The 20,979-nt window shown below is 33.3% G+C and carries 15 protein-coding genes; 8 read left to right on the top strand and 7 right to left on the bottom strand.

Annotation, left to right across the window (positions count from 1 at the left end; genetic code table 11):
* Positions 1 to 4 precede the first annotated feature (4 nt).
* The gene (locus tag J4P91_RS20895; protein WP_017150044.1) at positions 5 to 3,121 is read right to left on the bottom strand and encodes an efflux RND transporter permease subunit; all 3,117 of its coding nucleotides are present in this window, start codon (positions 3,119 to 3,121) and stop codon (positions 5 to 7) included.
* A gap of 150 nt (positions 3,122 to 3,271) precedes the next feature.
* Between J4P91_RS20895 and J4P91_RS20890 the strand changes: the two genes are divergently transcribed.
* The 5 genes from J4P91_RS20890 (at position 3,272) to J4P91_RS20870 (ending at position 7,697) form a co-directional block, all read left to right on the top strand.
* Positions 3,272 to 4,147 (top strand): TetR/AcrR family transcriptional regulator, encoded by an 876-nt coding sequence (locus J4P91_RS20890; RefSeq protein ID WP_017150043.1) that lies wholly within the window; start codon positions 3,272 to 3,274, stop codon positions 4,145 to 4,147.
* Between the two features lie 201 nt (positions 4,148 to 4,348).
* Positions 4,349 to 5,302: a glycosyltransferase family 2 protein gene (locus tag J4P91_RS20885; RefSeq protein ID WP_207995673.1), complete on the top strand. Its 954-nt coding sequence runs from the start codon at positions 4,349 to 4,351 to the stop codon at positions 5,300 to 5,302.
* Positions 5,283 to 7,031: a DUF6020 family protein gene (locus J4P91_RS29040; RefSeq protein WP_207995672.1), complete on the top strand. Its 1,749-nt coding sequence runs from the start codon at positions 5,283 to 5,285 to the stop codon at positions 7,029 to 7,031. Before J4P91_RS20885 ends, J4P91_RS29040 begins: the two co-directional genes overlap by 20 nt.
* Complete coding sequence (locus J4P91_RS20875) at positions 7,028 to 7,384, top strand: DMT family transporter (protein WP_207995671.1); 357 nt, start codon at positions 7,028 to 7,030, stop codon at positions 7,382 to 7,384. The genes J4P91_RS29040 and J4P91_RS20875 overlap by 4 nt, the downstream gene beginning before the upstream one ends.
* On the top strand, positions 7,368 to 7,697 hold the full coding sequence (locus J4P91_RS20870) for an EamA family transporter (RefSeq protein ID WP_207995724.1): 330 nt from the start codon (positions 7,368 to 7,370) through the stop codon (positions 7,695 to 7,697). The genes J4P91_RS20875 and J4P91_RS20870 overlap by 17 nt, the downstream gene beginning before the upstream one ends.
* Before the next feature lie 259 nt (positions 7,698 to 7,956).
* Here the strand turns inward: J4P91_RS20870 and J4P91_RS20865 are convergent, their stop codons facing one another.
* Together J4P91_RS20865 and J4P91_RS20860 are read right to left on the bottom strand one after the other, a co-directional pair.
* On the bottom strand, positions 7,957 to 9,429 hold the full coding sequence (locus tag J4P91_RS20865; protein ID WP_207995670.1) for an ArnT family glycosyltransferase: 1,473 nt from the start codon (positions 9,427 to 9,429) through the stop codon (positions 7,957 to 7,959).
* Positions 9,430 to 9,577: 148 nt separating this feature from the next.
* Entirely contained in the window at positions 9,578 to 11,188 is a 1,611-nt protein-coding gene (locus tag J4P91_RS20860; protein WP_081584544.1) for an ABC-F family ATP-binding cassette domain-containing protein, read from the bottom strand.
* Between the two features lie 112 nt (positions 11,189 to 11,300).
* Between J4P91_RS20860 and J4P91_RS20855 the strand changes: the two genes are divergently transcribed.
* Both J4P91_RS20855 and J4P91_RS20850 read left to right on the top strand, forming a co-directional pair.
* Positions 11,301 to 11,873 carry a TetR/AcrR family transcriptional regulator gene (locus tag J4P91_RS20855; RefSeq protein WP_017150035.1) on the top strand — a complete coding sequence of 191 codons (573 nt, stop codon included), beginning with the start codon at positions 11,301 to 11,303 and terminating at the stop codon, positions 11,871 to 11,873.
* 56 nt (positions 11,874 to 11,929) lie between these two features.
* Positions 11,930 to 12,874, top strand: a complete 945-nt coding sequence (locus J4P91_RS20850) for an SDR family NAD(P)-dependent oxidoreductase (RefSeq protein ID WP_207995669.1) — start codon at positions 11,930 to 11,932, stop codon at positions 12,872 to 12,874.
* A 150-nt stretch (positions 12,875 to 13,024) separates the two neighbouring features.
* Here J4P91_RS20850 and J4P91_RS20845 read toward each other — a convergent pair whose 3' ends face one another.
* The 4 genes from J4P91_RS20845 to J4P91_RS20830 form a co-directional block, all read right to left on the bottom strand.
* Positions 13,025 to 15,676, bottom strand: a complete 2,652-nt coding sequence (locus tag J4P91_RS20845; RefSeq protein WP_207995668.1) for a YfhO family protein — start codon at positions 15,674 to 15,676, stop codon at positions 13,025 to 13,027.
* A 307-nt stretch (positions 15,677 to 15,983) separates the two neighbouring features.
* The gene (locus J4P91_RS20840) at positions 15,984 to 17,405 is read right to left on the bottom strand and encodes an oligosaccharide flippase family protein (protein WP_017150032.1); all 1,422 of its coding nucleotides are present in this window, start codon (positions 17,403 to 17,405) and stop codon (positions 15,984 to 15,986) included.
* Between the two features lie 90 nt (positions 17,406 to 17,495).
* A complete protein-coding gene (locus J4P91_RS20835) occupies positions 17,496 to 18,476 on the bottom strand; it encodes a glycosyltransferase family 2 protein (RefSeq protein WP_207995667.1) in 981 nt (326 codons plus the stop codon).
* 221 nt (positions 18,477 to 18,697) lie between these two features.
* A complete protein-coding gene (locus tag J4P91_RS20830) occupies positions 18,698 to 19,213 on the bottom strand; it encodes an acyl-CoA thioesterase (protein ID WP_017150030.1) in 516 nt (171 codons plus the stop codon).
* A gap of 311 nt (positions 19,214 to 19,524) precedes the next feature.
* Between J4P91_RS20830 and J4P91_RS20825 the strand changes: the two genes are divergently transcribed.
* Positions 19,525 to 20,832, top strand: a complete 1,308-nt coding sequence (locus tag J4P91_RS20825) for a glycosyltransferase family 39 protein (protein ID WP_207995666.1) — start codon at positions 19,525 to 19,527, stop codon at positions 20,830 to 20,832.
* Positions 20,833 to 20,979 lie beyond the last annotated feature (147 nt).

Genomic DNA, 20,979 nt, shown 5'->3' with positions numbered 1-20,979 from the left:
TTTTTTATTTTACTATTTTCTTTTTCTTTTTAAATTTACTAAGCACTTCATACACAATTGGAACGATAAGAAGTGTTAATAATGTAGAACTTGTTAATCCACCAATTACCGTTACTCCAAGGCCTTTAGAAATTAATCCACTGCCTTCAAATCCTAGTGCAAGTGGGATAAGAGCGCCAATTGTTGCAATTGCTGTCATTAGGATTGGACGTAAGCGTGTTGCGCCAGCTTCTAATAATGCTTCGCGTGTTGATAGACCTTCATTCTCTTTATGAATAACACGGTCGATGAGAACAATCGCATTCGTTACAACGATACCGATTAACATAAGGGCACCAATCATTGCTGATACACTTAATGTCTCACCAGAAATCAATAGGGCAACAAGAGCACCAATGATTGTAAATGGTAGCGAGAATAAAATCGCGAATGGTGCAAGGGCACCGCCGAATGTAACGACAAGAACGAAGTATACAATGGCAATCGCAGCCAACATCGCTAAGCCGAGTTGCTGGAATGATTCTTGAATATCTTTTGTTACACCGCCCATAGACACATCTACACCAGAAGGAAGATCCATTTTATCTACTTCTTTCTGAACAGCAGCAGATGCTTTGGAAACATCATCGGATGTTAATTTTGCACTTACTTCTGCATAAACGCGGCCATCACGATGGGTTACTGTATTAGAAGTTTCACCTTCTTTTACAGTCATAACATCTTTAACAGCTACCTCGTTACCAAGTGGTGTTGTAATTTTACGATTTGTTAAATCATCGATAGTTTCATAATTTTGTTTTTCAGCTTCTACATATACGTTAATATCTTTACCATCTTTTTTTATGGTTGTAAGAACAGGGCGATCATGTTGATTAGAAAGTCCCATTCCAATCTGCGCAGCAGTTAGACCCATTTTACTTAGTTTTTCTTGATCTGCCACTAATGTGTATTCTGCGTATGTTTTTGCAATACTAGAGTCGGTATCTTTTAGGTCTTTATTCTTTTTCATGATATTTTGAATATCTTTAACGACAGGTTTAATGTCTTCTGAGCTATCTCCGTATACGTATAGCTTAATTTCATTGCTACCGCCACTAGCCCCGAAGTCTTGGCTCTTCCATTCACCTTTTCCTGTCATCTTTTGCAAGTCTTTAATTACTTTTTCTTTCTCTTTTTCAAAGTTTTTCGTGTCATTATCATACTGAACGAAGAACATAGCTTGATTTGTTTGCCCTGGGCTCATTGGGTTTTCTCCACCTAATGAGAACTGAATTGTTTTTACATCCTTTTTATCTTGGAAGTGTTTTTCAGCTTTTGTTGTTATTTTTTCAACGTCTTCCAATGTTTGTCCTGGTTCAGGGTTATATGTTGCAATAATCATTTTCTCTTCTTCGGATGGTAAGAAACTTACACCGATAATTGGTACAAGTGCAAGGCTACCTACTAATAAAAGAATAGCGATGCTAGATGTAATGATTTTATGATTTAGTGCCCATTCAAGCACTTTTTTATAGCCATTTGCTAACCTACTTGGTTTTTCTTCATGATGTACTTGCTTTTCTCTCATACTTTCCTTTTTGAATAAAGAGTGTGCTAGCATCGGTACAATTGTAACTGCTACAAGTAATGAAGCTAATAAAGCAAAGACGATTGTTAAAGCAAACGGTAAGAACATTTCACCAATCATACCTTTTACAAGTCCAAGAGGTAAAAAGACCGCAATTGTTACAATTGTAGAGGACATAATTGGAACAAACATCTCTTTTGTCGCTTCACGAATTAAGTCTCTACCTTTTAATTTTTCGTCTGATAAGGACATACGTCGGTAAATATTTTCAATAACAACGATCGAATCATCGACAACGCGCCCAATGGCAACGGTCATGGCTCCAAGTGTCATCATATTAAGCGTAATATCCATCTGTTTTAGTACTAAAACGGCGATTAATAAAGAAAGTGGTATAGAAACGACAGAAATCAATGTTGTTCGGATATTGCGTAAGAACAACATAATAATGACAATGGCAAAGATTGCACCAAAGATGGCTTTGCTTAGCATTGTCTCAACTGATTTTTCAATTGGTGCACCTTGGTCAAATGTTGAGATGATTTCTAAGTCTTTATATTTCTTCTCAAAGTCTTTTACTTTATCTTTGACCGCATTTACAACGTCAACTGTATTCGCATCGGCAGCTTTGACAATTTGAATGCCGATTGCTTCTTTTCCATTTGTACGAGAGATGGATTCAGCTTTTCCAATTTCTTTTATATCAGCAATTTCTTCTAATGTAACAGTAGGGATACCGTTAGCTGCAGCTGGATTCATCTGCGGTGCTTGAGCCCCTGCTCCTGGATTACCTTGATCACTTGCTGCTGAAGGAACAGCAGGAATCTTCATTTCTTTTAAAGCTTTGAGTGTTGTGATATTACCATCTACAACAACTGATTTTTCCGTATCTTTAAAAGTATAAAGTCCAAGTGGTAAAGATACGTCAGAACCTTTAATGAGATTTTTAACGGTATCTTCACTTAAACCTAATTCTTTCATCTTATCCTTTTTGAAGACAAGTTGTACTTCATTTACTTGTTGTCCCGAAATTTGAACAGATGCAACACCATCAAGTCCTTTTAGTCCTGGGACAATATTTTTTTCAACTTTTTCAGTTAAGGCAGCTAAAGATTCATCTTTACTTGCTACGCTTAATGAAATAACAGGAAAGGCATTGAAGTTTACTCGAGAAACTTTTGGATCTTGCACGCCTTCTGGTAATTTTACATTTGCGAGTGCTTCTTTAATTTCAGTTTCAGCTTTCTCCATATTCTTCTCAAAGTCATATTCTACTTGAATAGAAGAGGCATTTTGATAAGAGGAAGAACTGACAACATTGACTCCGCTTAAATTCTGCAGTTGCTGTTCCATCGGTTTAGATACCTTATCAGCTACTTCCGCTGGTGTAGCACCAGGATAAACCGTTGTTACTGTTACAACAGGTGTTGTAATGTCAGGGATTGTTTCTAGCTTCATATTAAGCCCAGAATAAATTCCTGCCACGGTAACGATAATGGTTAATAGCCAAACTGCGAACTTGTTTTTTAACGAAAAGTTAATAATTTTGTTCATGTTTGCGCTCCCTTTTTTAACATGTATTGACCAACTGGTCAGTCTAATACATAATATAACTGACTGAGTGGTCAGTCGTCAATGGAAAAGGATGATATAATAAAAGGCAGTTAAAATCTTATGATGCGAGATTGAATTAGGAGAGAAACCATGAAAGAAAAAGAACGTTTAATTATAGAAATGGCAATGAAGTTATTTGCAACTAAGGGCGTGAATGCAACGTCAGTTCAAGAGATTGTAACAGCATGCGGCATATCCAAAGGGGCTTTTTATTTATATTTCAAGTCGAAAGATGAATTGTTATTAGCGACACTCCGATATTATTATGACAAAATCCATAAAAAGATGATGGATCTTGATAAAGAATCATTAGTTCCACGTGAGAAGTTTGAAAAACAATTGTATTGTCAGTTTAGTGATGTACAAGAGCATAAGGAATTTATTATTATGCATGCAAGGGAAAGTGCTATTCCGTTTAATAAAGAAGTAGAAGCATTTATGATGAGAATGAAGCTCGAGTCACATGCATTTTATCGAAATAGTTTATTATCAATTTATGGTGAACAGGTTATTCCATACCTTTTAGATCTTGTTATTATGGTAGAAGGGATATGCAGGGGTTATTTAGAGTTGATTATTTTAAATGCAGCTGAAATAGATCTATTTCATGTTTCATCATTTATTGTAAAGAGAATGGATAATATTGTAGCAGGTCTTGTACAATCTAAGGATATGCCTGTTTTACATGAAGAAAAGCTAAGACAATTCTTTTGTAGTTCAGAGCTTATTAAAGAGCAGGCAAAAGAGCATTTTTTACAGGAAATTGTTACGTTCAAACGTACATTAGCAGATCAATTAGAAAACGATGAGTTGTTAGTTACACTGGATGTTTTGGAAGCTGAAATGAGACTACTAAATCCAAGAATCCCGGTGATTCAGGGGATGTTGGCAAATTTGAAGTCATATGCTAAGTTGAAAGATTTTCGGTTGAGGTTAGCGGGATATTATCATATAAAAGTGTTTTAAACGGTAGAGTATGTAGAAATTTAAAGTAATTTTAGTGAAAATCCGTGTCTTTTCATCAAAAGACACGGATTTTTAAATTAATTAAAGGGATTTAATATTTTCTTTAATTTATGATAGAATTGTTTGGTAAATATTACTAAGGTAATTTTATACAAAGTGATATTTGGAAGGTTGTTCGTATAATTAAAGGAGGAGTAGTAAGTGGATATAGCGGTCTTAGTACCTTGTTATAATGAAGAGATAACAATAGGTAAAGTAATTGATGATTTTAAAAAAGAATTACCAACTGCGAAAATTTATGTTTATGACAATAATTCATCTGATCGTACATCAGAGGTGGCATTATCGCATGGGGCTATTGTGAGAAAAGAATTCCGACAAGGAAAAGGGAATGTTGTCCGTTCCATGTTTATGGACATTGAAGCTGATTATTATATTATGGTTGATGGTGATGATACGTATCCGGCTGAATTTGTACATTCAATTTTAGAACCGTTGATAAATAATGAGGCAGATATGGTTATTGGAGATCGTTTGTCAAATGGAACCTACGGAAATGAAAATAAAAGAGCATTTCATAACCTTGGTAATAATCTTGTAAAAGGCTTAATTAATAAGTTATATAAAAGTGATATTGAAGATATTATGACGGGATATAGAGGATTTAATAAGTTCTTTGTTAAATCATTCCCAGTTATGAGCCCAGGGTTTGAAATTGAAACGGAGCTGAGTATTCATTCTTTAGATAAAAGAATGAAACTGAAAGAGATCCCAATTGATTATCGTGATAGACCAGAGGGTAGTGAATCGAAATTAAATACATTTTCTGATGGTATGAAAGTATTAAAAACAATCTTTACATTGTTTAAAGACTATAAACCATTTGCATTCTTTTCTGTATGGTCTAGTGTATTTTTATTATTAGGGCTTATTGTAGGGGTTCCTGTAATTATTGAATTTTTCACATCCCAGTATGTAGCAAAAGTTCCTTCTGCAATTCTTGCTGTTGGGTTCGTGGTTTTATCCATGCTAAGCTTCTCTTGTGGTTTAATTCTAGACACGGTTGTTTCTAATAATAGAAAACAGTATGAAATGGAATTGCACCGTGTTTATGAAAGAATAGGAGGAACTGAGCGTGAAACAAGCAAATGTTAGTCTAGTAAGAATAGCTATTATTCTATCACTTGCTGTGTTTTTTGGAATCGGATTTATTTTCTTTTTCTATCCGATTCGCGATGTATCGACTACTCATTTAATTATTAGTTTAATTGCAATTAGCGTTTTATTTTTTATTACTTTTAGTCGAAAGACATTTGAACCATACTACCAACTAAAGCGTAGAAATCAAAGATTTTCTTTTACTTTTCTTGTGTTGTATACCTTATGTTTATTACTCAGTTTAAAGGGTGAACAGTATTATTTACAAGATAACAGTACTTTTACGAAAATCTATGTGTACGTATCAACATATATTGTGTTGTTTGCACTCATATTGGTAATTGTTCGGTTTCTTTTCCGATTACGTAACGATAAGAAGGAAGTTAGTAAAGTTCATATTCTTTGGTATGCAGTACCGAGTATGGCTGTTTTTTCTTTATATTTAGCCGGTCTTTTCCCAGGGATTATGACAGTGGATTCTTTATTCCAATGGATACAAATCCATATACTTGAATTTAATGATTGGCATCCTGTTGTACACACATGGTTTTTATTATTACTTACAAAGATTTGGGATTCGCCAGCTGTAGTTGGTATTGCGCAAATCTTAATCATGTCACTTGTATTTGCTTATGGCGCTTATCGGTTTAGAAAACAAGGTGCGAATAAATGGATTGTTTACTTAGCGATCGTAGGTTTTGCATGTATGCCAATTAATGGTGTTTATTCTGTAACACTATGGAAAGATATTTTATTTAGCACAGCAATCATGTTCTTAACCATTTTGCTGTTTAATATTGTTAGTACGGAAGGAAAATGGCTACATAAAAACACAAATGTGCTACTATTCTTTATAGCAAGTGTGGGCGTTGTGTTCTTCAGACACAATGGTTTTCCAGCCTTCCTTGTTACAATGATCATTTTCTTTATTATTTTTAGATTTAAGCTTGTTAAAATGTATGCGGTCGCTATTGTTGTAATCGCACTGCATTTTATCGTAACTGGACCTATCTTTTCATATTTTCATGTAAAGCCATCGGACCCAAACGAAGCTTACGCAATACCGATTCAGCAAATTGGTCGAGTAATTTCATATGATGGTAATATTACAAAAGAACAGTTAGAGTATTACGGACAAGTATTACCGTTAGAAGAGTGGAAAAACAATTATAATCCATATATTGCGGATCCATTGAAAGGAAGTCAAAATTATAATCGTAAGTTTCTATACGCAAACAAAGCTGAATTCTTTGAGCATTGGTTAGAACTATGTAAACAAAATCCGAAACTAGTTACGGAGAGTTACTTAGATATTACCTCTCTTGTGTGGCAAATTAAGGTGCCAGCTGATGGATATACATCTACTTATGGAAAAGAGCCACCATCTCCTGAAGTGCTAAAAGAGCATCGTATTAAAGTTGCTTATGGAAGTGAAAAAGTTCAAACTGTACTAAGCAAAGTACTTACTAAAGTTGAGAATAGTCCTTTAAATATTTTAAATCGTCCTGCAGCTTACCTGTTTATTATGATTTTATGCTTATTTGTAACAGCTATAAAAAGTAACTGGAAACTTATTTTAGTAGCCTTACCATGTTTATTAAATGCAGGAACAGTGGCAGTTGCTTTACCAGCCCAAGACGTGAGGTATTTATATGCAAACATTTTAGTTACGTACATATTGTTCTTAATGGCGAGTGTACAGGTGAAACGAGAGCAGCAATCATGATGAATGGACTAGGGAACTCTATTAAAAATAACCAGATTGGTATTGTGCTTATTCTTATAGCATCTTTCAGTACCGCAGTTGGGCAGCTTCTTTGGAAGTTGTCCAATGGTCATATAAATTTATATTTTTTAATTGGATTTTTTATGTATTTTGTAGGAGCAGCACTTATGATTGTAGCTTTTCGTTTTGGAAGTTTATCGGTACTACACCCTTTGTTAAGTATGGGATATGTATTTGCACTTTTCTTAGGAACATTCTTTTTAGGAGAGTCTTTAACGTATCAGCATATTTTAGGAACAATATTAATTGTTATAGGAGCTGTATTAATTGGCGGCAGTGATACTGAAAGTTAGTTTACTTATATTCATGACAATTTTAGGTGCTTTAGGTGGCTATTTTTTTAAAAAGGCAACATCGAATGGAATCGGATTTCAGAAGAGCTTTCTTATTAATTTCATTATAGGAGGTATCCTGTATTCAGGTGGCGCAATCTTTAACATTATCTTGTTAAAATATGTTCCTTATACAATTGTGTATCCATTAACAGCTATTACGTATGTATGGTCATTAATCATTGCATATTTCTTTTTATCGGAAAAGATTACAAAAAGAAAATGGATTGGTGTGAGCTTTATTATTGTAGGTGCCTTAGTCATTAGTATGTAACAGATATAGAAAAGGTCATTGAGGATAGGTGTCTCAATGACCTTTTTATGTTCATTCTTCAATGTTCTCAATCTTTGTTATCCCAATTTTAATGAAGAGTTAGTTTATGAAATATGAAAGAACATTGCGTAAAGCATTCATATTTGTAATGATTTTTTATCTCGCATTAACGGGCAATGATACACTCACCTCAAACTTCAGAAAAGGTAAAGAAATTAGGTGGTGGATGAAGAAGATCCTCACTAATTAAAGGGGCACTTTATTTACTAATAGAGGATGTTTTTACATTATTTCTTTTGGTTACTGTTCTTTTTGTTATCAGTTTATAGCACATGTATATGCCATAACTTTGGATAATGGTGAAACTTGGAATAATGAAATAACGGTATCGTGCCTGAATTTCTATTAAGAAATGAATGAGTATATATCCAATAATTAGTAAACAAAAAGGAGTATAATAATAATTTTTTTGTTTCGTTGCTATGAGAGATAAGAGTGATACGATACCGAATAGCATAGTTGCGATATACATATAGCGTTCATATTTTAAGGAAGTCTCTTTTAAATCTTCTTTACCTTCCATATTTAAGCTCCAATATGGAGATGCATCGATATCCCCCCACATAAGAGCAAACTTATTTTTAAATAAAGCTAAAACCTCTTGTTTATCAGCTAGTCTTTCTTTAATGATTCTCTTTTCTTCAGCCTCTCGCTTTTCACCAATTTCAAAAGACATAATATGAGCTGCGTCTGTATCTGAATAGCTTCCCCTTGTTTCATGGTTGAATCCCAAAACAAATTTCCATAGGGAGTCACGGTTTGATAAAGGATACTGTGTAATTCCGGATGTAATGAAAGCGTAGCTTATTACATAGTGTACAAGATAGAAGACAATTAAAATCCCACTTAGTTTTTTGAAAGAATTGAAAATCACCTTTTTCGTTTGTCCCAACATTCCTTGAAGGAAAATATAAATAACTACGGCTACTAAAATTAGCATGCCGAGTGGACGAATGATGTCTCCTAGAGATAATGTAAGACCTATGAAAATCCATGTATATTGGCTACTTAGTCCTTTTGCAATTAATAAATAAAATCCAAGATAGAAAAGGAATGTAGCAAGATGCTGGTTTGTTAATACTGAGGTCATCATAATACTTGGAATATATAATGAATACAGTAATCCAGCAATACGTCCAGACCATTCATTAAAAACTTTTTTAGTAATGAGATAAATGAGTAATACAGTTCCTGTGCAATATAGAACATTTAATAATTTGAGTGGGAAAGCTCCTTCACCAAATAATTTAATAATGAAAGCTTGATACATTGTAAAGCCAAGTTGATAAACCCATGTAGTAAAATACGTGCCTTGAGCAAAGCTAAAATCTCCATTAGCTGCTTGCACTGCGCTATTATACAGCATTTCAAAGTCAGATTCGATGAGAGTGGGTATGGTTATAATCCAAATCAATCGAATAGAAAAAGCTAAGATAGTTAGTAAAACAATAAATGATATCTGGGAAATATATTTATTTACAATATACCCTAGAAGAAGTAGGAGAAGTAGAATTATAACAATGATTGGGAATATAATCAGGATTCGAGTCCAGAAAGTATCTCTAGTAATGATTACAGAATTCCATGTGGTAAATATAAAAATAATGAGACACAGTATCAATAAACATTTTGTTAAAAGGGAATTGATTTTAGTGGAGGATATACTTTTCATTTTGCGTTCATACTCCTTGTATATCCATACTTTTAGTAATGAGATATTACATGAGATGAAATTTATTTAAGTAAAGTACGGATAGAAATTTTGTTCTATATAGTAAACATTTTCCTTGCATAAGAAAGCAAGGAAAATGTTTTAGTATTTAAGCTTTTTGTTGTGCCCATTCTTCTACATTCCAAACTTTTGTTACCCAATCTTCATAAAAGTCTGGTTCATGGCATACGAGAAGGATTGTTCCTTTATATGCTTTCATAGCTTTCTTCAATTCTTCTTTTGCTGTAACGTCAAGGTGGTTTGTCGGCTCATCAAATAATAGCCAGTTACTTTGTTCACCCATCAATTTACATAAACGAACCTTTGCTTGCTCTCCACCGCTTAATTGGCTTAATGGACGAGTGATGTGTTCATTTTTTAGACCACATTTCGCTAACATTGCACGAATTTGATGTTGGTCTAAATTCGGGAATGTGTTCCACACATCATCGATAGGTGTTAAGTTATCTGCTTTTACTTCTTGTTCAAAGTATGCTGGTTCTAAGAAATCACCAAGACTTGTTTTTCCGTTTAATGGTTTAATTTTTCCAAGGATTGTTTTTAATAATGTCGATTTACCGACACCGTTACACCCAACAATTGCAATTTTTTCACCGCGTTCAATTGTCATTGTTAGTTTTGGTAATAGTGGATGTGTATATCCGATTTCTACGTCTTCCCCTTCAAAGACAAAGCGACTACTCGCACGGCATTCTTTGAATGAAAATTCTGGTTTAATCGCTGTTTCTGGGCGATCGATACGCTCCATGCGGTCAAGTTGTTTTTGACGGCTCTTTGCACGGCCCGTTGTAGAATAACGAGCTTTATTTTTTGCAATGAAATCTTCTTGCTTTTTAATGAATTCCTGTTGCTTTTGATAAGCATTTAAGTGTTGATTTTTATTGATTTCTGCAAGTTCTAAAAACTTCTCATATGTCGCTGTGTAACGCGTCATTTTTGAGAATTCTAGATGAAAAATAACATCGACACATTTGTTCATAAATTCCGTATCATGGGAAATTAATAGGAACGCATGTGGATATTCTTTTAGATAATTTGTTAACCATTGAATATGTTCAACGTCTAAATAGTTGGTAGGCTCATCCAGTAATAGTACTTCTGGCTGTTCAAGTAATAGCTTTGCAAGTAATACTTTTGTACGTTGTCCACCACTTAATGCAGAAACATCACGATCTAAACCAATTGCATCAATTCCAAGACCACGCGCAGCTTCTTCAATTTTAATATCTAATAAATAGAAACCACCTGCTTCAAGCGCATCTTGAATCTCTGCCATTTGATCAAGAAGTTCTTCTAATTCCTCCGGCGTAGCTGTTCCCATTTTCTCAGTAATGATATTGAGTTCTTTTTCTTTCTCAAATAAAGGTAAGAACGCATCTGTTAATACGTCACGAATTGTTCTGCCCGGTGTTAAGATTGTATGTTGGTCTAAATATCCGTAATGTGTACCAGGTGTCCATTCTACGCGTCCCTCATCATGGATAAGTTGTCCAGTAATAATATTCATAAATGTTGATTTACCAACGCCGTTTGCACCAACTAAACCAACATGTTCTCCTGCTAATAAACGCATTGATACGTCTTTAAATAGTGTACGATCACCAAATGTATGACCTAAATTTTCAACTGTTAATAAGCTCATAATGTCCTCCGTCCATTTCAAAATAGTATCTTGAATCATGATACTAAATTCTCGGATATAATGCTATCCTTTCAAAATGTATATTTTTTCAAAAATAGGATTGCTTTTTTTTTGGAAAAACAATACAATATAATTGACCAGTGGTTAATTGTATTGTGAGGTATGAGAAATGTCGCCAAGAAGAGCAGTTAAACAAGAATTAACGAGAGAAATGATTATGAATGCAGCGAGGGATTTATTTATAAAACAAGGGTATCAGCATACTTCAATGCGTAAAATCGCAGCAGAATTAGGATATAGTCATGGCTCAATCTATTATCATTTTAAAAATAAAGCAGAGCTTTTTTATGCGATGGTTGAACAAGATTTTCGATTATTGGATCAAAAACTAGATGAAATTAATGCTCTAAATTTAAAACAGGAAGAGCAATTAAAAGCGGTTTTATTTGGCTTTATTGAATTCGGTTTACGAAATCAAAGTCATTATGAAATCATGTTCTTGATTAAAGACGATGAATTAAAAGAATGTTTAGCAGATGGACCAAATGTTAGTTATGAGAAGTTCGCTTCTGTTATATCTTCTTTATGTAAAGGAAATATAAATGCGATGACAGTATGGTCTGTTTTTTTATCATTACACGGATTTGTTGCACATTATTGTGGAAGTGATCAAACATTTGAAGATGTAGAAGATTTAGCTAAAGCACATGTGAATTTTATTGCAAAATCGCTTCTGATGTAAGTGATTTTCTTTTTAACATTAATTGAACATCGGTTAATTAAAAGGGGGATATGGTGATGAAAAAGGCGTTAGTATTGGGAGCATCTGGAGCAATGGGGTATGCAATTACGAAAGAGTTATGTGCCAGGGGAATTGATGTGGTTGCTTTTGCAAGAAATAAGACAAGGCTGGAAAGGTTATTTCAAGGAGAAGAAAAGGTACAAATAATAGCAGGAGATGTATTTCAACGATTGGATGTAATGGAAGCGACTAAAGGTGTTGATGTTATTTTTCATGCTGTAAATATTCCGTATACAGATTGGGAAGCAAAACAGTCAAATTTATTAAAGAATGTTCTAGAAACAACGAAATACTATGGCATTAAATTAGCGATGGTAGACAATATTTATGCGTACGGAAGGCAGGGGCGAGAGAAGATAACGGAGGAAGCAGAAAAGAATCCGCACACAAAGAAGGGGAACATTCGCTTACAACTTGAAATAATGGCAAAGCAATATGGCGTGCCGGTGCTTATTGCTCATTTTCCAGATTTTTATGGTCCGAATGCGGAAAGTACCCTCATTCATCATACGTTACAAAGTGTTCTTGAAAATAAAATATCTAGCTTTGTTGGGGATAAAAAGCTTGCTAGAGAATATATATTTACACCTGATGGCGCTAAGGCAATTGTTGAACTTGCATTACGTAATGATGCATATGGACAAAATTGGAATATACCAGGTTGTGGTGTCATTACAGGGGAAGAAATGATTCAATATATAAGGGAACTAACAGGATATAAAAAATCTGTCATGACCGTAAAAAAACGTATGATAGGGATGCTTGGTCTATTTGATAAACAGATGAAAGAGTTTGTGGAGATGTTATATTTAACGGAAGAACCGGTAGTGCTCAGTGGAGAGAAGTATGAACGATATATAGGAGAAGTTCCGAGGACAGCGTACATTGATGGTTTACGGGAAACAATTGAGTATATGAGGTCTAGAGTTAAAACTGGTTAGGTTATTGATTATTTTCTATTACGATTGTTAATATCAATATATATTAATATATATTGATGTAAAGTTAGATCAATTAATAATGAAAAAAGGTTACTTCCTTATATTTTGGAAATAACCTTTTTATTATCGTATATGCATCAGTAAAAAGTTTTACTGAGAACTTTTTTGTCTGCGTTTCTTTTCAAAAACCATTAATAGTATACAGATGATTAATGAAGTGATGGATATGATTACACCTAATTTGAAATATGGAGTGACATAAGTCATTTCAATGGTATGGGATCCTTTTTGAATCGGAATACCGATGAATGAAGAATTTGCCTTTACAAAGCTTGCCTCTTTTCCATCTACTTTTACAGACCATCCTTTACTATATGGTACGGATAGATATAATAATCCATCTTTTTTGGAATTTATATCACCTTTTAGGTAATTATTTTTTATATAAATATTTTGAAGTCTATTCTCTTTTAAAGCTGTTACTTTTTCTTTCATGTTTTGATAGTTGGTAACATTAACTTGTAAGTCTTGAAGAGAATACTCACCTGGATCTATAGAAATAGTTAATTCTGATGGGTGGTTATTTTTTCCTAAGTTATAGACAAATCGTTCTAATGGATAGGAATAAGCACCGTCTTCATGACCTTTTACCATAGATTTTCCATTGATATTGACTGTAAAAGTATTTTTATTTACATCTTTAATCTTCAGCTCAACGAGATAGTCACCTAGAACATTAGAAGAGTCAACAGGTACGATCATACGTCCGTTTTCATGGACAGTTAGTATATCGCCATTTTTTTCGATATTTTCCCATTTGATTTGATCATGATGAATAGGTAATGATTTAGAATCCAGTTTATTTGTATCAAAATGAGCTAATGAATAATTTTTTGCATTATTAACAACTACAGCATCTAATAGTAATTGATCTCTTTGTGCAAAGTTTAATTTAGAAAACTCTTCTTCACTTATAGCGGAATCGTATACAACTCCTAATGGCAATGCATTTTCATTTTCATAAATATTATGCGTCCCCACTTGTTTTAGTAACTTATAACCATATGGGATATTTTCCGGAGTTACGTCTGCGCCCATTACATAATATTTAACACCTAGCATGTTTTCTAGAAATAGTCGGTTATCTAATTGGAAGAACATTGAAGGGGTATCAGTTTTTTGCATAACATTGTATTTGTTTTTCATAAAGTCATGGACATAAAAATCAACTAAACTTTGGTAAGTGCTCGTGCCATGATATTCTTGAACAAACGGCGTATTGTGAACACTATTTGGGTTGATAACTCGATAGAAATCTTTATCTTGATTTTGTATATAACGAATTGCAGCTATTTCTTCTTTATTATCATAACCAGATGCATGTAATGTTTCTTTTGTGACTCTAGCTTGTCCGAAATATTCACCGAGCGATTTATCGGAATAGGCGTAATTTACAATTGCTAAATTAAAAAGTATATTGAGAGCGATTAAAAATTGTATGAATTTTTTTGGTACAAATCGCCATATGCTCAGCATAATAATAGAAGCAACAATGACACCCATTGTAATATAATCAATTTTTGTAAATGCTTTGCCATTTACGTTTAATTTGTGATTAAATCCATAAATAAATGTTCCACTAGCAAGTACAATAGTTGTTAGTACATAGATGAATTTACTTTTATGACTAAGTAGCCAATCTAATATATACGCAATAGCTTGTGCAATTACAAATACGAATAAGAAAAACCATCTTGATTGCATTGCTGAAAATCCATTAAAGACAGAATAGGTATATGGAAGTAGATAAAGTATAAACATAAATATTGTAAATAATACTTTATTAAAAATCGTTTTTTCACGAATGAATAAGCCCATAAAACCTAGGAAAAGTAAGAATACAGGTAATGCTAATTGGTATTCTGGATCATGAATGAAAAAGATACTTTCTACTACATTTTTATAAAATGAATCTTCAAAGAATAGCGGAATATGGAACTTTTTCGATAAGCGATCCGCACTTAATACACCATTTACAGAAGGAATAAAGCAAAAAGCAGCTAATCCTAAGGATAAGGCGTATAGTAAAGCAATTCTTATATAGTATGTTACAAAGGATTTAATCGATTTATTTTGTTGTGTAGCGAAATATTGGAAAAAAGCATAAATATAGATAAAGATACTTATCATAAATGCAAAATAAAAATTTGATGCTAACATACAAGCTGTAGCAAATAAAAAGAGTCCTTTTTTCTTTTCAATAATATATTTATCTAGTCCCCATATTACTAAAGGGAGAAAAACAATAGCATCTGCCATAAAATCCCATAATAAAGAATGACGGATAAATGTGATACATCCACCATATATAATGGAAGCAATAAAAGAAGAAAAGGCTGTTTTTTTATGATAACGTAAAGAAACATACATAAAGAGCATTGCTAGAAAGTTTTTTATAATACTCATGTATAATTTCAAATCAAAAATTTGCTCAAGGTTTAGTTTTGGAAGTAATAATGTGATCCAAAAGAATGGGGCTGTACTATAATAGTAACTAAATTCTTTGAACAAATCTCCGCCTAATCCATAGTTAAAAGACCAAAATAGGTTTCCATCTTTAAAAGCATGTTGAATTAGAAATGTGAAAAATCCAAATTGGGTTAATGCATCTCCTGTACTGGAAAAAGCATTATCCGATTCTAAAAAAAAGAAATGAAAAATAAACGCACATGCAATCAGTAATGGAATTACAATGAGAGTGCTTTTTGTAATCCATTTACGATTATTCGGTTCTACATTCATTACAAAATAACTCCTTCTAAGTAGTGTTTTTTCAAAGTGTATCTCTTATGTGCACTACAGTTGAAAAAATAATTGTACTGTAGTGCTATAACAACTATATCAACATAAAGCAAACAATAGCTGTTATATGTATTATTAAATCATATGAAATTAACAGTATTGCCCAATCTACAGTATATCATTCTGGGAAAACAAGTCAATTTGGCATGGGAGTACACACTCAGCATCATATAAAGGCTTGGAGTAAAGTAAAAAAAGATCAAAATATTAAGGAGATATTTTGATCTTTTTTGTCTAACCAAGTATGTTACGCTTCTTTACGAGCTAATTTTTTATTTACAAACCCTAAAATTAAACCACGTATTTGTGGGTCAATTGCGAGACCAATGATACCGTATAGTATACCAGTAAGCGTTAATGCAACGAGTGGTGGTAAATTAATTAATATAACGCGATATAAACCGTAACTAATTGCAAATGCTAGGGTATTAAATATAATCCCTTTAAATAATAGTTGGAATCCTTTATGAACAAATAAAGTAAATCCTAATAATAAAGTAACTTCTGTTAGGATAGCTGCGGCAGCAGCACCCATCATTCCGAATTTGCTACCTAATACGATATAACTGATTACGGCAACTGCTAAACCAATTGCCATTGTTGTCGTACGTTTCCACTGCTGTCCAATTGTTGTTAAATTGTCAGCAAGTGGATAGTTAATGGATTGCAAAATAACCATAAATGCTAAAATAGCAAGCGCATTACCTGCTGGTGCATATTTTTCTCCTAGTAGACTAACAATCCAAAAACTTGGGTCAGCGATAAACGGAATAGAAATTCCCATTCCTAAAAAAGACATAAGTTTTAATTCAAAATGTGATAATTTTCTATGCTCATCAATATTTTTTTCATTTCCAAAAGCGAATAGTTTTGGATAAAAGGCAGCCGCAATTACACCAGGTATTTGATAAAGTACTGCTGGGATTTTCGATGCAGCTCCAAAGAATCCGACTTGCTTTAATGTCGAAACCTTCTCTAATATGATTGGACCTAGCTGTGGCAGTAACATAATGATGATTCCATTGATTGTGAAAACAAGTAGCTGATCTAAAATTTTTCTATCCCAACCTTTATGAATGGTTGTATAGCGGATTACCATTATAAATGCGATCAGTCCTGTTACAAGGCTTGATACCCCGTACATTGCTGCAACCATCATAAGCGACCACTTAAAAGACATTCCTAGTAAAAGTGCAACTGCTGCTGTTAGACCTTGTAATACAGAGATGATAGCAGTGAATTGCATACGTTCTGTTACTTGGAAATAGGCCATTCCTACACCTTGTAAGGTTGCCCCGAACATTGTTGGCAATACAATTAAATATACCATCGCGCGTAAGTAAGCATTGTCATAGAAAAACTGTGCGAAAATGGCAAAGAGAATAGAAATGACAACGGCTAAAACTAAGCGAACACGTAAATAACTACTTATGAGTTCACTAATATTAGCACCTTGTTTCGTTCCTTCGCGCATAAAGGTATGTGTTAAACCCGCGTCTGTAAAATAACAGATAACAGCTGAAACAGCTAATGCGGTTGTAAACATACCATAATCTGTTGGCGAAACATATCTCGCAAAGAGAATTGTAGCAATAGCGAGTACAAAACGAACAATAATATTTCCTACAAAGAGATAGGATGCGTTTTTAAGGATTTTATTTGTTTTCATTGAAAATACCTTTCTATTCTTCAGGACTGAATTTTTCCTATTTGTAACAATGATTTGTTTACAAAAGAATGTTTAGAATCATATTTTTATTTAAGAAAACATGAATTTGATTCGTACGAACCAAAGCATTGCATATAGTTTTTTACTTCGTTTTCCGTTTTTAGAATAAATTTTGCGGCAATACTTCTTTAAATCTTTCTTAATCAAGTTAATTTGTGATTTTTCTAATTTTGAGTTCTCTTTAATATAGATACAGGCATTATTAATAACTGTATATGGGAATAGGTATGTCTCTAAGATCTGGATAAGTTCTTGAGAATCCTTTGTTATCAAATCTTGAGATTTTTGATGAACCCAGTCTTTCATCCGATTGAATACCTCTAACTCTTTTGTTGTTTTTAATTCGTAATCTTTATATTTAGAAGAAAGATTTCCTTCAGATAAAATTCGATAATATGTTAAATATTCATCGACGTAGCACACGTTTGTAACACTCATCAGTTTAAAGAGAAACTCTAAATCTTCTCCCCAGCTGCAGCCAGGTGTAAAGCGGATATCGTGATCCATGACAATAGAACGTTTAAAAATCCATGTACTCGTTTGAGCAACAACTTGATGTGTTAAGAAGGCTTTTGTCATATCCCCCTTGATGAAGTTTGTTACATGCTCTACTTTCTCACCTGTTTCTTCATAGAAGTTCATATATCCACAATAACAAGCATCCATGCTGTTCCTATGCATACTTTCCACTTGTTTTTCTATTTTACTTGGATGCCATAGGTCATCGCTATCAAGAAAAGCAACATACTCACCATTAGCGTGTTCAATTCCTGTGTTACGAGCAACAGATACGCCTTGATTGTTCTGATGAACATATCTCACTTGCTCAGGATATTTTTGCTGAAATTCTTTTACAATAGCAGATGATTGATCTTTACTTCCATCATCTACAACTACAATTTCAATGTTTTTATATGTTTGATCTAATATTGATTGCATCGTTTCTTCAATATATTTTTCCGCATTATACAGCGGGATAACAACTGAAACGAGGCGTTTTTGTTCTATCATAGAATTTTATCTCCTCTAGTTTTTTATGTTTTGCATCATATATATAAGCCTTTTTTAAAGGAAGAAGATTACAAGAACATCTGTATAAGTTTACCGCATATAAACTTTGTAAAGCAACTCTCTGTTTTTTGTATAATACGCTTTAAAATGCTAGAAAGTATATGTTTTATTATAAAAAACCTTCCTTTTTTATTTGTATTTAAAAAAGGAAGGTAAGGTATTTATTGAATATTCCAAGGTTTATTTAAGGTTAATACTTCGGCCATTTCTTTGCTTTTTAAACGCCCTTTTTTTCGACTTTCAGCACGTTCTAATCCTGTTTCATATAGCCAATGTTCTTCCTCTGTTTCAGGTATCACTTGTGGTACGGAAGAAGGTTTACCATCTTTGATCGCTACGAATGTAATAAAGCAAGTTGCAGCAATGCGGCGTTCTCCAGATAATAGATTTTCTGCAACGACTTTTACGAATACTTCCATAGAGGATTTCCCAGTATAGCAAACGAATGCCTCATAGCAAACGGAATCAGTTTGATGGATTGGAGTTAAAAAGTCAACGGAATCAATTGAGGCTGTAACACAATGTTTACGGCTATGCCTTGCTGCTGCAATAGATGCAATGCTGTCAATTTCCGCTAATAATTTTCCGCCAAATAATGTTTGGTGATTGTTCAAATCATTTGGGAAAACACGTGTTGTTTTAATTGCTTTTGATTCTCTCATAAATTTTTTATTCATATAATCTACTCCTATTTATGTTTTCAATCAGGGCGGCATGTAGTGTTTATTGTATAAAATCTCATTCGTTAGCTAGGTGATTGAGATTAGATAAGGAATTTGTTTTATCAAATATAAAATAATGTGGTATTTCTATGCGTGTAACTGAAAGAAACTTTGTTTTGTATAGATTGTAGTGTAAAAGAGGTTTCGCTTACATTGCAAGTGAAAGGTGGCTACTACACTTTTGCCATACAAATTTTCTAACAGCCATGTATCTATTCGTGGTAGAATCGTTGTGTTATGAATGGAAATAGAGGTGCAATGTACATATGAATCACATACAAACAGGATTTAGTAAAATAATTGTTGGAATTATGTTTTTCTTTTTTGCTTACTCTTGCTGGAACGCTTTCGAGGGAAGTAAGCAATTTTTTGGTGGAAGCTCTACGAGTTTAACGATTGTATTATTTATTTTCGTTATACTTCTTTTACTTCTTTCATCTATTTTGCAATATCGATTTACAGATAAACAATTTCTCATTTTTTTAATGAGTATGACGTTACTTGTCAGAATAGGAGCAGTTCTTTTTTTAGATGCCTCAGTGATCGGTGATACGAGAGCTATGCATGAAACTGCAAAACAGGTTGCATTAGGAAACAGTGGTAACATAAATATTGTGGGGCAATTACCTTTCGTTATATATGAGTCATTTTTGATTCGGGTGTTTGGTGATGCTACATTTGTTTTACAACTATGTAATATTTTATATTGTGCAGGAATCGTGTTTTTCATTTATCGAATTGCTACAATTTTATTCCAAGAAGAATGTGGTCGCATTGCGGCAATATTTTATGCACTATACTTGCCAAATATTCTTTCTTGCCTAGTATTAACAGGGGAACTATTCTCTATATTTTTATTTTACTTCGCCTGTTATATATTGCTCCATAAGGGATTAAGTCACTCTTACATGTGGGCATGTGCAGCGATATTACTTGCTCTTAGTAATATCATTTATCCAGTAGGAATGTTCATCATTATTTTGGTACTTGTATATGTGTCACTAGTGGAAGTATTTCAAAGTGCAGATAAACAAAATGTCTTGTTGAAAATGATTGGAATTGTTGCTGTGTTTTACGCCACCCATTTTGGTATGAATTATGGGGTTCAAGCGATGGGAATGAAACAGTATACAATTTCTAATCATGCGTATGTGCAGTCAATTTTAATCGGAGAACAACGAAATAAACAAGAAACGGCTCAGGCACAAAGTATGAAAGAAAGTATGAATCAAACATTAAAAGAACTAGAAGTAGAACGGTTAGCTTCTCTTAAACCAAATATAGATCAACTATCATCAGAAGGAATGAATGGGATACTGTTAAAAGGTGAAAAGCTTATCTATCTAGTTGTTACTTTATTTATGACAATCGCCTTATTACATTTTCTTATTCAAAAGCAAAAGAGCGAAGGGTATATGTTGTTATTGTTACTTATAGCAGGATATATTATTATGAGGTTTTTGGATAAAGATATTGTATCTGGTAGCTTAGCTATACCAAGCGTTTTTATTTTACAAAGCTTAGGGGCTTATACGCTGTTATTTTATTGCCAAAAGTTATTCTTTAAAAAATAAAGTGAAGTAGAGAGGTTCGCATCTTACTTTTGAAGGGATTTTGAAATATAAAAGAAAACGCACCACTTGTAATGAAGTGAACCCAAAAAGTTAGACAAATATTCTAAGCAGCTAATAAGGATTGGATTCTGTATTCCACAGGGCTCA

It is taken from the genome of Bacillus sp. XF8, from assembly GCF_017498755.1.
GTDB lineage: Bacteria > Bacillota > Bacilli > Bacillales > Bacillaceae_G > Bacillus_A > Bacillus_A bingmayongensis.
Note: the sequence above shows the minus strand (reverse complement) of the source record. Positions and strands in the feature narration are given on the sequence as shown.